Source organism: Streptomyces sp. NPDC048419, assembly GCF_043200415.1.
Classification (GTDB): domain Bacteria; phylum Actinomycetota; class Actinomycetes; order Streptomycetales; family Streptomycetaceae; genus Streptomyces.
In genome coordinates, this window is sequence record NZ_JBICXT010000002.1 from 137,271 (window position 1) to 150,594 (window position 13,324).

Here is a 13,324-nt window from a genome sequence, read left to right on the forward strand (position 1 = left end):
ACACATCCGTAGCCGTACAGTCGATAGCCGACGGCTGAGAACAAATCCGTCACGACGACAGGAGATGACGTGGGGACCGTAACGATCGGCGTTTCGATCGCGGTCCCGGAGCCTTACGGCAGCCTGCTCCAACAGCTGCGCACGGGCTTCGGCGACGCCGCGGCTCACGGCATTCCCACACACGTCACCCTGCTGCCGCCGACGGAGGTCGACGGCAGTGCCCTGCCGGCCGTGGAGGCGCATCTGACCGAGGTCGCCGCGGCCGGGAGGTCGTTCCCGATGCGGCTGTCCGGGACCGGCACCTTCCGGCCCCTGTCACCCGTCGTCTTCGTGCGGGTCGACGAGGGCGCCGAGGCGTGCACCTGGCTGCAGAAGCAGGTCCGCGACGCCTCCGGACCGGTGCCGCGGGAGCTCCAGTTCCCGTACCACCCGCACGTCACGATCGCGCACGGCATCGACGAGGAGTCGATGGACCGCGCCTTCGAGGAACTCGCCGACTACCGCGCCGAGTGGTCGTGCACCGGCTTCGCGCTGTACGAGCAGGGCCCCGACGGCGTCTGGCGCAAGCTGCGCGAGTACCCCTTCGGGAGCCCGGTGGTGCCGCCCCAGGGCGGTCACGTGCGCGGCACCATCTCCAGCCACTGACCGGAACCGCGCCCCCGGCCGCCGATCAGAGTGGCAGTCGCCGCAGCACCGCCCGCGGCACATGCCGGAGCACCGACATCACCACGCGCAGCCTGCCGGGCACCCACACCGTCTCCGAGCGCCGCCGCAGCCCCAGTTCGACGGCCGTGGCGACCGCCTCCGGGGTCGTCGCGAACGGCGCCTGAAGCAGACCTGCCGTCATCCTCGACCGGACGGACCCGGGGCGTACGACCATGACGTGCGCGCCCGTGCCGTACAGCGCGTCGCCCAGGCCCTGCGCGAAGGCGTCCAGGCCGGCCTTGCTGGAGCCGTAGATGAAGTTGCTGCGCAGGGCCCGCTCGCCGGCGACGGAGGAGAGCACCACCAGGGAGCCGCGGCCCTGCGCCTGCAAGGCGCTCGCGCTCACCAGGGCCGCCGACACCGCCCCCGTGTAGTTGGTCTGCGCGACGCGCACCGCGGCGGCCGGATCGCGCTCGTCGCGTGCCTGGTCGCCGAGGATTCCGAAGGCGAGCAGCACCATGTCGACGTCGCCCTCGGCGAAGACCTTGCCGAGCACCGCCTCGTGGGAGCCGGGGTCGAGCGCGTCGAAGGCGACGGTGTGCACGTCGGCGCCGTGCCCGCGCAGCTGCGCGGCGGCCTGTTCCAGGGCGGGCGAGGGACGTCCCGCGAGCCACACCGTGCGGGTGCGGCGGGCGATGAGACGGCGTGCGGTGGCGAGCGCGATCTCGGACGTACCGCCGAGGACGAGCAGGGACTGGGGGAGGCCGAAGGCGTCCTTCACGACAGCAGCTCCTAGGTGCCCAGAGGGCGGGACGGCGGGACGGCGGGACAGGTCCGGGGCGAACACCGCGCGCGGGCCGCGAGGCCGAGGGCGAGCGACCGGCCCGGCACCGGATGCAGACATGTCGGCGACCGTATCGCCCCTTTACGGGCGATCAGTTTTGAAACATGACGCTCGTCCGCAAAATGGGTGATTAATGGGATGTCGTGCAATATTGCCGCGACATCGGCGGCCTCGGGCGCGTACGGCGCCGCAACACCACAGTCCTTTCGGGGTACTCGCACATCGGGCGTCCGTACCGAGGGGAGAGTCGGATCATGGACTGGCTGAAGAACCTCCCCGTGGTCGGCCCGCTGGTGGCGCGACTGATGCTCACGCACGCGTGGCGTTCGTTCGAGCGTCTGGATCGCGTCAAGTGGACCAGGCTGGCCGCAGCGATGACCTTCACCAGTTTCGTCGCGCTGTTCCCGCTGCTCACCGTGGGCGCCGCGGTCGCCGCCGCCACGGTCAGCGAGCAGCAGCAGAAGGACCTCCAGGACAAGATCGCCGAGCAGGTGCCCGGCATCTCCGACCAGCTCGACGTCCAGGGACTGGTCAACAACGCCGGCACCATCGGCCTCATCGCGGGCGCCGTCCTGCTGTTCACCGGCATCGGCTGGGCGGGCTCCATGCGGGACAGCCTGCGGGCGGTGTGGGAGCTGCCCGACGAGGAGGAGAACCCCTTCCTGCGCAAGGCCAAGGACCTGGGCATCCTCGTCGGACTCGGCGGCGCCGTCCTCGTCACGCTCGCGACCTCGACCATCGCCTCCGCGATGGTCGGCTGGATCACCCAGCAGATCGGCATCGACAAGGACGGCTGGGGCGGCGTCCTGCTCTACGTCATCGCGTTCCTGGTCTCCGTGTTCGCCGACTTCCTGCTGCTTCTGTACGTCCTCACCCTGCTGCCCGGCGTCGAGCCGCCGCGCCGCCGCCTTGTGGTCGCCGCGCTGACCGGCGCGATCGGCTTCGAACTGCTGAAGACGCTGCTGAGCGGCTACATGCAGGGCGTGGCGGCGAAGAGCATGTACGGCGCCTTCGGCGTGCCGGTGGCCCTGCTGCTGTGGATCAACTTCACCTCGAAGCTGGTCCTGTTCTGCGCCGCGTGGACGGCGACGCAGAACAAGGAGGAGGACGAAATCGTCACGGTCGAGTCCGGCGACGTACCAGATCCGGCAGCGGCCAGCGGCGGTTGACCAGGAACGCGCCCGCACCGAGCAGCACCAGCACTCCGGCCACTATGGCGAAGGCGACCCCCATGCCGCCCGGGGCGCCCTTCGCCGTGGAGCTCGCCACCGGCGTGCCCGAGGCGTTACCGGCACCGCCCGCCTGACCCGACGGGTTCGCGCCGGGCGTGGTGCCGGACTGCGCGCTGCGCGGCGCGACCAGCGCGCCCACCGGCGACGCCTTGCCGGACGCCTTGAAGCCCCAGTCGAAGAGCTTGGAGGTCTCCTTGTAGACCTCGTTGTGGTCGTTCTTCTCCGGGTGCATCACGGTGACCAGCAGCACCCGGCCGTTGCGCTCGGCGACGCCCGTGAAGGTCGCGCCCGCGTTCGTCGTGTTGCCGTTCTTCACGCCCGCGATGCCCTGGTAGACGGGGGTGTCGTAGTCGCCGGCCAGCAGCCGGTTGGTGTTCTGGATCTCGAAGGACTGGCGGACCGGCTTGCCGCCCTTCTTGCCCTTCTTCGTCTCGCCCGGGAACTTGGCGCGCACGGTCGAGCAGTACTCGCGGAAGTCCTTCTTCTGCAGCCCGGAGCGGGCGAACAGGGTCAGGTCGTAGGCCGACGAGACCTGGCCCGGGGCGTCGTAGCCGTCGGGCGTGACCACGTGCGTGTCGAGGGCCTGGAGCTCCTGGGCGTGCTGGTTCATCTCCTTGACCGTGGTGTCGACGCCGTCGTTCATGGCCGACAGCACGTGCACGGCGTCGTTGCCGGAGCGAAGGAAGACTCCGAGCCACAGGTCGTGGACCGTGTAGGTCTCGCCCTCCTTTATCCCGACCATGCTGGAGCCGACGCCCATGCCGGCCAGGTCGGCGGGGACGACCTTGTGCTTGTCGCTCGCCGGGAACTTCGGCAGCACCGTGTCCGCGAACAGCATCTTCATCGTGCTCGCCGGAGGCAGTCGCCAGTGCGCGTTGTGCGAGGCGAGCACCTCGCCCGACTCGGCGTCCGCGACGATCCACGAGCGGGCGGTGATGTCCTTGGGGAGCACCGGGGCGCCGCTGCCGAGGTTCACCTGGGTCCCCGACTGCCCGAGGCGGGTGCCGCCCACGCTCGACATGTGCGCCGGGGGAGTGGCCGACGGACTGGTGGAGGGACTCGGGGCCGCGAGGGCGGCGGGCGCGGCCAGTGGGAGCGAGGACAGGGCGGCGGCGGTGACCAGCAGGGATCGCCTGATGGTCTTCTTGGGAGCGGACACGGACGGAAACGTACATGCCCTACGGCGTGAAGTCCCGCCTCCCACCCCACCCCGGACGCCGAACCGGACAGACGGCGGTGATACTGAACGTATGAAGCTCAGTCGCCCCGTCTCCTGGTTCCTGCTCGCCTTCGGGGTGTGGAGCTGGGTCATCTGGGTCACTTTCGTCAAGAACCTGGTCAAGGACGGCAGCGGCCTCGCGTTCGACGACGGCCACCCGACGGCCTACTTCTGGGTGCACCTGACGCTCGCTGTCGTCTCCTTCGTATTGGGGACGGTCGTCGGGGGCATCGGGTTGCGCGGCCTGCGCGCTTTGCGTCAGACCTCATAAGCGGCGAATCCGCACGCAACCGCAGAACCGGCAACGGGGGTCGACACACGGTGGTCATCGTCTTCGTCCTGGTCGCCCTGCTCGCGCTCGGCGTGCTCGGTGCGGCCAACTGGTACCTGTGGCGCCGTCTGTTCCGCGACACGACCGCGCGGCCGGGCCCGGCGCGCCGGGCGGGCGCGGTGCTGATCGCGGGCGGCTGGGTGCTGGCCGTCGGCGCGATCGTCGCCGAGCGCGCCGGTGCCCCCTTCTGGCTCCAGCAGGTCCTCGCCTGGCCGGGCTTCCTGTGGCTCGCGCTGTCGATCTACCTTCTGCTGGCCGTCGTGGCGGGCGAGGTCGTACGGCCGCTGCTGCGCCGCGTGCCGGCCCGGCGGGCGCGCGCCTCGGCGGACGTACCGCAGGCGCGGCCGGTTTCGGCCGGATCCGTACCCTCGCAGGGGTCCGTACCCTCGCAGAGGTCCGAGCCCGGACCCGAGTCCGAGCCCGGGAGTGAGCCGGAGGCCGGGGCCCCCGGCCCCTCGCGCCGCCTGTTCGTCTCCCGTGTCGTCGCGGGCGCCGCCGCGGCCGCCGCCGTGGGCACCGTCGGCTACGGCACGTACGACGTCCTGCGCGGCCCGCGCGTGAAGCGCGTCACCGTGCCGCTGGCCAAGCTCCCGCGCGCGGCGCACGGTTACCGCATCGCGGTGGTCAGCGACATCCACCTGGGCCCGATCCTCGGCCGGAGCTTCACGCAGAAGGTCGTCGACACGATCAACTCCACGCAGCCGGACATCGTCGCGGTCGTCGGCGACCTGGTGGACGGCAGTGTGAAGAACCTGGCCCCGGCGGCGGCCCCGCTGACCCAGCTTCAGGCGCCCTCCTACTTCGTCACCGGCAACCACGAGTACTTCTCGGGCGCCCGGCAGTGGGTCGAGGAGGTGCGGCGGCTCGGGCTGCACCCGCTGGAGAACGCCCGTACCGAACTGCCCTGGTTCGACCTGGCCGGTGTCAACGACATCGCGGGCGAGAGCACGGGCCAGGGCCCCGACTTCGGCAAGGCGCTCGGCGACCGGGACACGGCACGCGCGTGCGTGCTCCTCGCCCACCAGCCGGTCCAGATCCACGACGCCGTCAGGCACGGCGTCGACCTCCAGCTCTCCGGCCACACCCACGGCGGCCAGCTCTGGCCCGGCAACTTCATCGCGGCGGCCGCCAATCCGACCGTCGCGGGCCTGGAGCGCTACGGCGACACGCAGTTGTACGTCAGCCGGGGCGCCGGCGCCTGGGGACCGCCCACACGTGTGGGGGCGCCGTCCGACATCACCGTGATCGAACTGGCCTCGACGCGGGCCTGACGGTCCCGGGCCGCCCGTGGTGACCGCTTGCCCGACCTTCCGGGACAGATCCTGTGACGGCGCTGTGAAACGTGGCGGAAAACCCTTGCGGCGACTTCGGTCTCAACTCACCAGATCCCTCTTCCCTCAGCTGAAACACGTGTGATTAGGTGAGCCGCGCCACTAGGGGGTGGCACATGGGGTGGGGGCCCTTCGGGGCAGGGGAGGGCAAACCGATGCGTTCGGTTCGCATGCGCATTCTCGCGTCGCTTCTGGTACTTGCGGGCGTGGGAGTGGGTGGCTGGCAGCTGCTGCCGTCACAGGAGGACACCGGGAAGACCATCAGGGTCGGCACGACGGACGAGATCACGGCTCTCGACCCGGCCGGCGCCTACGACGCGGGCTCCTGGGCGCTGTTCAGCAACGTCTTCCAGTCACTGCTGACCTACGAGCCGGGCAGCGCCACGCCGGTGCCCGACGCGGCCCAGAGCTGCGGCTTCGTCGGCAGCGAACCGACCACCTACCGCTGCCGGCTGCGGGCCGGGCTCACCTTCCCGAGCGGCCGCGCGATGACCGCGGAGGACGTCAAGTACTCCTTCGACCGGGTCAAGAAGATCAAGTCCGACGTCGGTCCGTCCTCGCTGTTCGGCACGCTCCGCTCGGTGAGCGCGGACGGCCTGACCGTCACATTCCACCTGTCCTCGCCGGACGCCACGTTCCCGTTCAAGGCGGCCACCGGCGCCGGTTCGATCGTGGACAGCCAGAAGTACCCGAAGGACGGGCTGCGCACCGACACCGGTGTGGACGGCACCGGGCCGTACACGCTGGCGTCGTACGCCAAGGGCAAGAAGGCCGTCCTCACGCCCAGCAAGCGCTACCGCGGCGCCCTGAAGAGCACGGGCCGGCCCGTCGACCTGCTCTACTACGTCGACCCGCAGGCCCTCGACAAGGCCTGGAACGCCAAGCAGGTCGACGTCGCCACCCGCCAGCTCCCGCCCCAGGTCCTGTCCGGGCTCTCGGCGAGCGATCCGCACCAGCGCCTGTCGGAGTCCGACAGCTCCGAGACCCGCAACCTCTACCTCAACACCCGGGCGAGCTCGCCCCTGCACGACGTGCGGGTGCGGCGGGCCATGGCCTGGCTGATCAACCGCGAGCGGCTGGCCGCCACGGTGTACAAGGGGACCGTCGACCCGCTGTACTCGCTGATCCCGACGGGCATCACCGGCCACACGACGTCGTTCTTCGACGCCTACCCCAAGCAGGACGCGCAGAAGGCGAAGGACCTGCTCGCCGAGGCCGGTGTGACGACGCCGGTCCGATTCACCTACGGCTACGCCGAGAACCGCGGCGCCTCCGAGGCGGAGGCCACGGCCCTCAAGCAGCAGCTGGAGGCGAGCGGCCTGTTCAAGGTGACCCTCAAGGGCTACGAGTGGACCGACTTCCAGGAGCGCTGGGCCGCCGGGAAGCTGGACGCGTACGCCGTCGGCTGGGTCGCCGACTACCCGGACCCGGACACCTTCGGGGCCCCGCTCGTCGGCAGCGACGGCACCATGAACACCGGGTACAGCAGCAAGGCGGTGGACCGGCTGATCCTTACCAGCCAGTCGTACGCCGACCGCTCGGACGCCGCGACCGACTTCACCGGTCTCCAGCAGGACGTCGCCCGCGACGTGCCCGTCATCCCGCTGTGGCAGGGCAAGGAGTACGTTCTCAGCAGCGAGGACGTCGGCGGCGGCCAGTATCTCGACGACGGCACCGGCGTGTTCCGGCTGTGGAGCCTCACCTGGATCTGACGTGAACTCGCGGCGTCGGCCTTCGCGATTGATGCCGTACACGCACCCGGCGCAGGACCATGTGACGGAGGTGTGCGCGCGGTGAGGAGCGAACGTGTTGAGACGCAACTCCTTCCGGCTGCCCCGGCATCCGGCGTCCGTCGGTCTCGCCCGGCACCGGGTCCGGGATCATCTGGCCGACTGGGGCCATCTGCCGGACGATCAGGCGCTTGCCGACGCGGTGCTGCTGGTGTCCGAGCTGGCGACCAACGTCGTACGCCACGGGCCTTTGCTGGAGCGGGAGTTCGAGGTGGCGGTGACCGCGCTGGCGGACGGGTCCTGTCTCATCGAGGTGTCGGACGAGGGCCGGCTGGAACCGCGATTACGCGTCGTCGGCGACCGGGAGGAGGCCGGCCGCGGTCTGCATCTGGTGGAGAGCGTGGCGGCGGCCTGGGGGGTGTGGAGCAGGGGGCGCCACGGCAAGACGGTGTGGGCGCTTTTGACGGCCAACGCCTGAGTCACGCCGGGGCAGTTGGGGCCGGCCGGCGCACGGCCCCGGGAGTCACGACCGTACGGCCGTCCGCGCCGGGAGCGTGACCGTCACCGCCAGCCCCTCGCCCGGTGCCGTGCGCACCGCCACGTCCCCGCCGTGCGCCTGCACGACCCCCTGCACGATGGCCAGGCCCAGCCCGCTGCCCGCGCCTGTGCCGACCCGGAAGAAGCGGTCGAAGACGCGTGCCGCGTCGTCGTCGCACAGCCCCGGGCCCTCGTCCGCGACACACAGCTGCACGACTCCGTCCTCCCGCTCCACGTCCAGCCGCACCGGCACGTCCGCGGGTGTGTGCGTGCGGACGTTGCCCACCAGGTTGCCGAGCACCTGTCGCAGACCCGACTCGTCGGCGTGCACCAGCAGCGCGCCGTCGGCGCCCACCGTGATGGGCCGATCCGGCTGCTGCACGCGCAGGTCCTCGGCCGCGTCCCGCACCAGGCGGCTCAAATCGACGTTGCGGAAACGCAGTTCGGGCTGCTGGTCGAGACGGGCCAGGGTGAGCAGCTCGTCCACCAGGTGCCCCATGCGGTCCGTCTCCGCCAGGACCCGCTCCCAGGCGCGCTTGCGCTCGTCCGGATCGCTGAGCATGCCCTTGTCGTACAGCTGGAGATAGCCCCGTATCGCGGACAGCGGGGTGCGCAGCTCGTGCGAGGCGTCGGCGACGAAGCGGCGCAGCTGGGCCGCGCTGTGCTCGCGTGTGCGGTACGCCGACTCGACCTGGTGGAGCATGGAGTTGAGGGCGAGCCGCAGCTGCTCGACCTCCTGCGTGGGATGGGTGCTGGAGGGGACGCGCAGGGTCAGGTCGCCCTCCGCGATCGCCGACGACGTCTCCACCATGTCCTCCAGCGGCCGCATCCGCCGCCCCACGCTGAACAGCGTCAGACAGGCCAGCAGGGCGAGCAGCAGACCGCCGACCGCGAAGTCGAGGCGGAGCGCCTTGCTCATGCCGGTGTGCAGGGCCTCGGTGGAGGTGGCCATCAGGACGTACGTGCCGTCGGTCAGCCGGACGGCGGTGACCCGGTACGGGGTGCCGTGCACCGTCACGTCGTGCGGATCGGTGTCCTTGGCGAGGGCCGCGGCGTCGCCGACCGCGTGGGCCAGGCCGGTCTGCGCCGCGGTGGGTTCGACCCCGAGGATGCCGACGGCGGTGCCCCGGCCGTTGACCGCCGTGTAGATCGAGTCCGGGTCCGAGCGCTCCTTGTCCGTGTCGCCCGGGACCAGCCGGTCGCGGACGAAGGCCAGGGCGCTCAGTGAATCGATCTGCCGGACGGTGAGCTGCGAACCGCCCAGCGAGGCGCGCATCTTGGTCAGCTGGGAGTCGACCTGGTCGAGCAGGTAGTACCGCATGCCCATGAGGCTGATCGCGGTGGTCGCCACGATGCCGAGGGCGAGCAGCGCGACATTGGTCAGCGTCAGCTTGGCGCGCAGCGAGTGCATGCCGCGCTCGCAGTTCAGCCAGCGGATCCTCATGCCAGCCCGTATCCCACACCGCGCCGGGTGGTGATCACAGGCGGCCCGAGCGCCTCCAGCTTGCGCCGCAGATAACTGATGTACGTCTCGACGACGGTGGACTCCGGCGGCGTGTGCTCGTACTGCCAGACGTGGCGCAGGAGTTGCTCCTTGGGCACGACCCGGCCGCCGTTGCGCACCAGGAAGCGCAGGAGGGCGTACTCGGTGGGGGTGAGCTCGACGCTGCGGCCCGCGCGGTGGACGCTGTACGTCGTCTCGTCCAGTTCCAGGTCGCCGTATCTGAGCGGGGGCCGCTGCGGCAGCACGTCCGCCGGGCGGGTGCGGCGCAGCACCGCGGTGATCCGGGCCACCACCTCGTCGATGTTGAACGGCTTGGTGATGTAGTCGTCGCCGAAGCCGAGGGCGCCGACTATCTCGGCGGGCGAGTCGCGCGCGGTGAGGAAGACGAGCGCCAGATCGGGCTGCCGGCCGCGCAGTTCACGCCCCAGCGTCCGTCCGTCGCCGTCCGGGAGCATGACGTCGAGCAGTGCCGCGTCCGGCCGGGTGCGCTCGGTGAGCGCGAGGGCCTCGCGGACGGTGCCCGCGACCATCACCTCGAAGCGGTGGTAGCGCAGGGCGATGGCGAGGACGTCCGCGATGCTCGGCTCGTCCTCCACCACCAGCACGGTGCCTGGAGCCGTCGTCATGTCCCCAGTATCGGGCGGAGAGCCGGCAGCGGGGCCGGATCGGTCTTTGGAGTTCCTTGAGAGTCATGGCGCAGCCCACCCGTGGGCGAGCGGCGCCCCCAATCCTGTTGCCAGGACCTGGGGGACCGACCGACGACCGACAAGGAGCGATTGATCGTGGCGGCATTGGCACGGTGGTGCTATCGGCACCGGCTGGTGGTCCTGTTCCTGTGGGTGGGGGCGTTGTTCGGCGTGGGCTTCTCGGCCTCGGCGGCGGGCACGAACTACGCGAACGTCTTCTCCCTCCCCGACACGGACTCCAAGAGCGCGTACGACCTCATGCAGAAGGCCTTCCCGAGCACCTCGGGCGACACCGACACCGTGGTGTGGAAGGTCGACGGCGGCTCGGTGAAGGACCAGGCGGTCCGGACCCGTATCCAGCCCGCCCTCGACAAGATCGCGAAGATGCCCGGCGTCGGCGCGGTCACCAGTCCCTACGCTGGCACCCAGGGGGCCGCGCAGATCAGCGGTGACGGCAAGATCGCGTACGCCCAGCTGACCTTCGCGAAGCGTGCGAACGAGGTGCCCAAGGACCTCGTGCAGAACGTCGTCGACACCGCGCGGAACGCCGAACGCGGCGGACTGCGCGTGGAGTTGGGCGGCCAGGCCATCCAGCGCATCCAGGAGCCGCCGCAGGGCCTGTCGGAGATGGTCGGCATCGTCGCCGCGGCCGTCGTGCTGTTCCTGGCGTTCGGCTCGCTGTTCGCGATGCTGCTGCCGATAGCGATCGCCGTCTTCGGGGTGGGCATCGGTCTGTTCTCGACCCAGCTGCTCAGCCACACCACCGACATCCCCGACATCGCCCCGCTGCTCGCCTCCCTGATCGGCCTCGGTGTCGGCATCGACTACGCGCTGTTCATCGTCACCCGGCACCGGCGCGGCATCCAGCGGGGCATGGACCCCGAGGAGTCGGCGATCACGGCCCTCAACACCTCGGGAAGGGCGGTGCTGTTCGCGGGCGGCACGGTCTGCATCGCGCTCGCCGGCATGCTCGTGACGCGGTTGCGCTTCCTGGAAGGTGTCGTCGTCGGCACCTCGCTGACCGTGGTGCTGAGCGTCCTCGCGGCCACGACCCTGCTGCCGGCCCTGCTCGGTCTCCTCGGCCCGCGCGTGCTCAGCCGCCGCCAGCGGCGCCGTCTCGCGGCCCGGGGCCCCGAGACGGAGACGGCGAGCGGTCTCGCCGCGCGCTGGTCGGCGAACGTCCAGAAGCGCCCCCGCAGGATCGCCGCGCTCGCCCTGGTCGTCATGGCCGTCCTCGCCGTCCCGGTGCTCTCGCTCCGCCTCGGCGCCACCGACCAGGGCAACGACGACGCGTCGACGACCACCAGGCAGGCGTACGACCTGCTCGGCGAGGGCTTCGGGCCCGGCTTCAACGGCCCGCTCCAGGTGGTCAGCGTGAGCGGCGACACGGCCACGCTGGTCAAGGGCATCGGCGCGACCCCGGGGGTCGCCCGGGTCGCCCCGCTGCCGCCCGCCAAGGGTGTGACGGTGATCCAGGTCGTCCCGACGACGTCACCCCAGTCGAAGCAGACGGACGACCTGATCGACACCCTGCGGAACCAGGTGATCCCGAAGGCCGGCGCGCAGGCGCACGTGGGCGGTGTGACCGCGGTGTCCAAGGACTTCGCGTCGGTGACGGGCGACCGTCTGCCCCTGTTCATCGCGACGATCATCGGCCTCGGTTTCCTGCTCCTGCTGGTCGCCTTCCGCTCGCTCGTGGTGCCGTTGACGGCCGCCCTGATGAACCTGATCGCCGCGGCGGCCTCCTTCGGCGTGCTCGTCGCGATCTTCCAGTGGGGATGGGGCCTGGACCTGCTCGGCCTCGGCAAGGAGGGACCGATCAACGCCTTCCTGCCGGTGATCATGCTGTCGCTGCTCTTCGGGCTCTCGATGGACTACCAGGTGTTCCTGGTCAGCCGGATGCACGAGGAGTGGGTGCACACGAGGGACAACGCGCGCGCGGTGCGCGTGGGCCTGGCCGAGACCAGCCGGGTCATCAACAGCGCCGCCCTGATCATGGTCTGCGTGTTCCTGGCGTTCGTCCTGAGCGGCGACTCGGGCGCGGCGATGGCGGGCGTCGGCCTCGCGGCGGCGGTCGCGCTCGACGCCTTCATCCTCCGTACGGCCCTGGTGCCGGCCGCGATGCATCTGCTCGGGAACTCCAACTGGTGGCTGCCGGGATGGCTGGAGCGGCGACTGCCGCACCTGGCGGTGGAGCCGAAGGAGGAGGCGTTCGAAGCGCCGGCCTCCCAGGGTCCCGCCTCGGCGGTCCACGGCTTCGTCCGCACGTCAGACGGTGAGCCGGTCGACGGCGCCTCGGTGACGCTGCTGTCGAAGGGCGGGCGTCAGCTGGACCGGGTGACGTCCCTGGCGGACGGCTCGTACATCGTGTCGGTGCCCGCGCCGGGGACGTACCTGCTGGCGACCACGGCCGCGCCGTACGGCTCGCGGGCGGCGCACGTGGTGGTGGCCGGGGGGCCGCTGGTGTTCGACGTGGAGCTGGCGGAGGGCGAGGTGGACGCGGTGAACTGACCGCGTCCCCGGTCCTAGGACCTGCCGGGGGTGGGGAACACCTTCGTCATCCCCGGCAGGAAGTCCGTGAACAGCTCGTGCACCTCCCGCACCAGCGGCCGCAGTACCCGGAAGCGGGCCAGGGAGACGCCCCGGGCGGTCAGCCGGGCCCCCCGCTCGGCGAGCCGGTAGCTGCGCTCCCGGCCCTCCGTGCGGTCGAAGATCCAGTACAGGACCAGGCCCATCTGGGAGAGCCACATCAACTCGGGCAGCACGTCCCGCAGTTCCTCCGGGACCTTCGTTCTGGTCGCCCCGGCGAGCACCTCCCGGTGGATGGAGATGGCCTCCTCGCGCGCGTGCTCCGACTCCTCGGAGAACGGGCTGAGCGGGCTGTCCGGATCGGCGGCGTTCTTGAAGAACTGCACCGCGAACTCGTGGTACGGCGTCGCGATGTCCAGCCACACCCGCAGCACGCCGGCCAGCCGCGCCTCCAGGTCGGTCTCCCGGTCCAGGACCTCCCGGACCGCCACCCGGTGCTCGGCGGCGATCCGGTCGTAGAAGCCCTGGATCAGGTGCTCCTTGCCGGCGAAGTAGTAGTACGCGTTGCCCACGGAGACGCCGGCCTCAGTGGCGATGGCCCGCATCGTCGTCTTGTCGTAGCCGCGCTCCTGGAACAGCCGCATCGCGGTCTCCAGGATCAGCGCGCGGGTCTGCTCGGACTTCGTCTGGTTGGCGCCCTCGTCGGGGCCGTCGTTCTTCGCAGGCACGGAAAGGA

12 protein-coding genes are annotated in these 13,324 nt (G+C 70.9%); 7 read left to right on the plus strand and 5 right to left on the minus strand.

From position 1 onward, the window contains the following. Positions 1 to 69: 69 nt before the first annotated feature. Positions 70 to 645 (plus strand): 2'-5' RNA ligase family protein, encoded by a 576-nt coding sequence (locus ACGFYN_RS04555; protein ID WP_393864268.1) that lies wholly within the window; start codon positions 70 to 72, stop codon positions 643 to 645. Between the two features lie 25 nt (positions 646 to 670). On the opposite strand, the gene ACGFYN_RS04560 is transcribed toward ACGFYN_RS04555, so the two are convergent. Further along, a complete protein-coding gene (locus ACGFYN_RS04560; protein ID WP_393864269.1) occupies positions 671 to 1,426 on the minus strand; it encodes a decaprenylphospho-beta-D-erythro-pentofuranosid-2-ulose 2-reductase in 756 nt (251 codons plus the stop codon). 317 nt (positions 1,427 to 1,743) lie between these two features. Here ACGFYN_RS04560 and ACGFYN_RS04565 point away from each other — a divergent pair, with 317 nt between their 5' ends. Next, on the plus strand, positions 1,744 to 2,658 hold the full coding sequence (locus ACGFYN_RS04565; protein WP_393864270.1) for a YihY/virulence factor BrkB family protein: 915 nt from the start codon (positions 1,744 to 1,746) through the stop codon (positions 2,656 to 2,658). Here the strand turns inward: ACGFYN_RS04565 and ACGFYN_RS04570 are convergent. After that, positions 2,606 to 3,880 carry a D-alanyl-D-alanine carboxypeptidase family protein gene (locus tag ACGFYN_RS04570; RefSeq protein WP_393864271.1) on the minus strand — a complete coding sequence of 425 codons (1,275 nt, stop codon included), beginning with the start codon at positions 3,878 to 3,880 and terminating at the stop codon, positions 2,606 to 2,608. The genes ACGFYN_RS04565 and ACGFYN_RS04570 overlap by 53 nt on opposite strands. 91 nt (positions 3,881 to 3,971) lie before the next feature. Here ACGFYN_RS04570 and ACGFYN_RS04575 point away from each other — a divergent pair, with 91 nt between their 5' ends. The 4 genes from ACGFYN_RS04575 to ACGFYN_RS04590 all read left to right on the plus strand — a co-directional run bounded on the left by ACGFYN_RS04575 (position 3,972) and on the right by ACGFYN_RS04590 (position 7,810). After that, positions 3,972 to 4,211: an SCO4848 family membrane protein gene (locus tag ACGFYN_RS04575; protein ID WP_393864272.1), complete on the plus strand. Its 240-nt coding sequence runs from the start codon at positions 3,972 to 3,974 to the stop codon at positions 4,209 to 4,211. A 50-nt stretch (positions 4,212 to 4,261) separates the two neighbouring features. Beyond that, positions 4,262 to 5,542, plus strand: coding sequence for a metallophosphoesterase (locus tag ACGFYN_RS04580; protein WP_393864273.1), 1,281 nt, complete (start codon positions 4,262 to 4,264; stop codon positions 5,540 to 5,542). A gap of 215 nt (positions 5,543 to 5,757) precedes the next feature. Beyond that, a complete protein-coding gene (locus tag ACGFYN_RS04585; protein ID WP_393864274.1) occupies positions 5,758 to 7,314 on the plus strand; it encodes an ABC transporter substrate-binding protein in 1,557 nt (518 codons plus the stop codon). Between the two features lie 94 nt (positions 7,315 to 7,408). Beyond that, a complete protein-coding gene (locus tag ACGFYN_RS04590; protein WP_393864275.1) occupies positions 7,409 to 7,810 on the plus strand; it encodes an ATP-binding protein in 402 nt (133 codons plus the stop codon). Between the two features lie 45 nt (positions 7,811 to 7,855). On the opposite strand, the gene ACGFYN_RS04595 is transcribed toward ACGFYN_RS04590, so the two are convergent. After that, positions 7,856 to 9,313, minus strand: coding sequence for an ATP-binding protein (locus ACGFYN_RS04595; protein WP_393864276.1), 1,458 nt, complete (start codon positions 9,311 to 9,313; stop codon positions 7,856 to 7,858). Beyond that, positions 9,310 to 9,999, minus strand: a complete 690-nt coding sequence (locus tag ACGFYN_RS04600; RefSeq protein ID WP_393864277.1) for a response regulator transcription factor — start codon at positions 9,997 to 9,999, stop codon at positions 9,310 to 9,312. Before ACGFYN_RS04600 ends, ACGFYN_RS04595 begins: the two co-directional genes overlap by 4 nt. A 165-nt stretch (positions 10,000 to 10,164) precedes the next feature. Here ACGFYN_RS04600 and ACGFYN_RS04605 point away from each other — a divergent pair, with 165 nt between their 5' ends. Beyond that, positions 10,165 to 12,570: an MMPL family transporter gene (locus ACGFYN_RS04605; RefSeq protein ID WP_393864846.1), complete on the plus strand. Its 2,406-nt coding sequence runs from the start codon at positions 10,165 to 10,167 to the stop codon at positions 12,568 to 12,570. 14 nt (positions 12,571 to 12,584) lie between these two features. On the opposite strand, the gene ACGFYN_RS04610 is transcribed toward ACGFYN_RS04605, so the two are convergent. Continuing rightward, positions 12,585 to 13,316: a TetR family transcriptional regulator gene (locus tag ACGFYN_RS04610; protein WP_393864278.1), complete on the minus strand. Its 732-nt coding sequence runs from the start codon at positions 13,314 to 13,316 to the stop codon at positions 12,585 to 12,587. Positions 13,317 to 13,324: the final 8 nt, after the last annotated feature.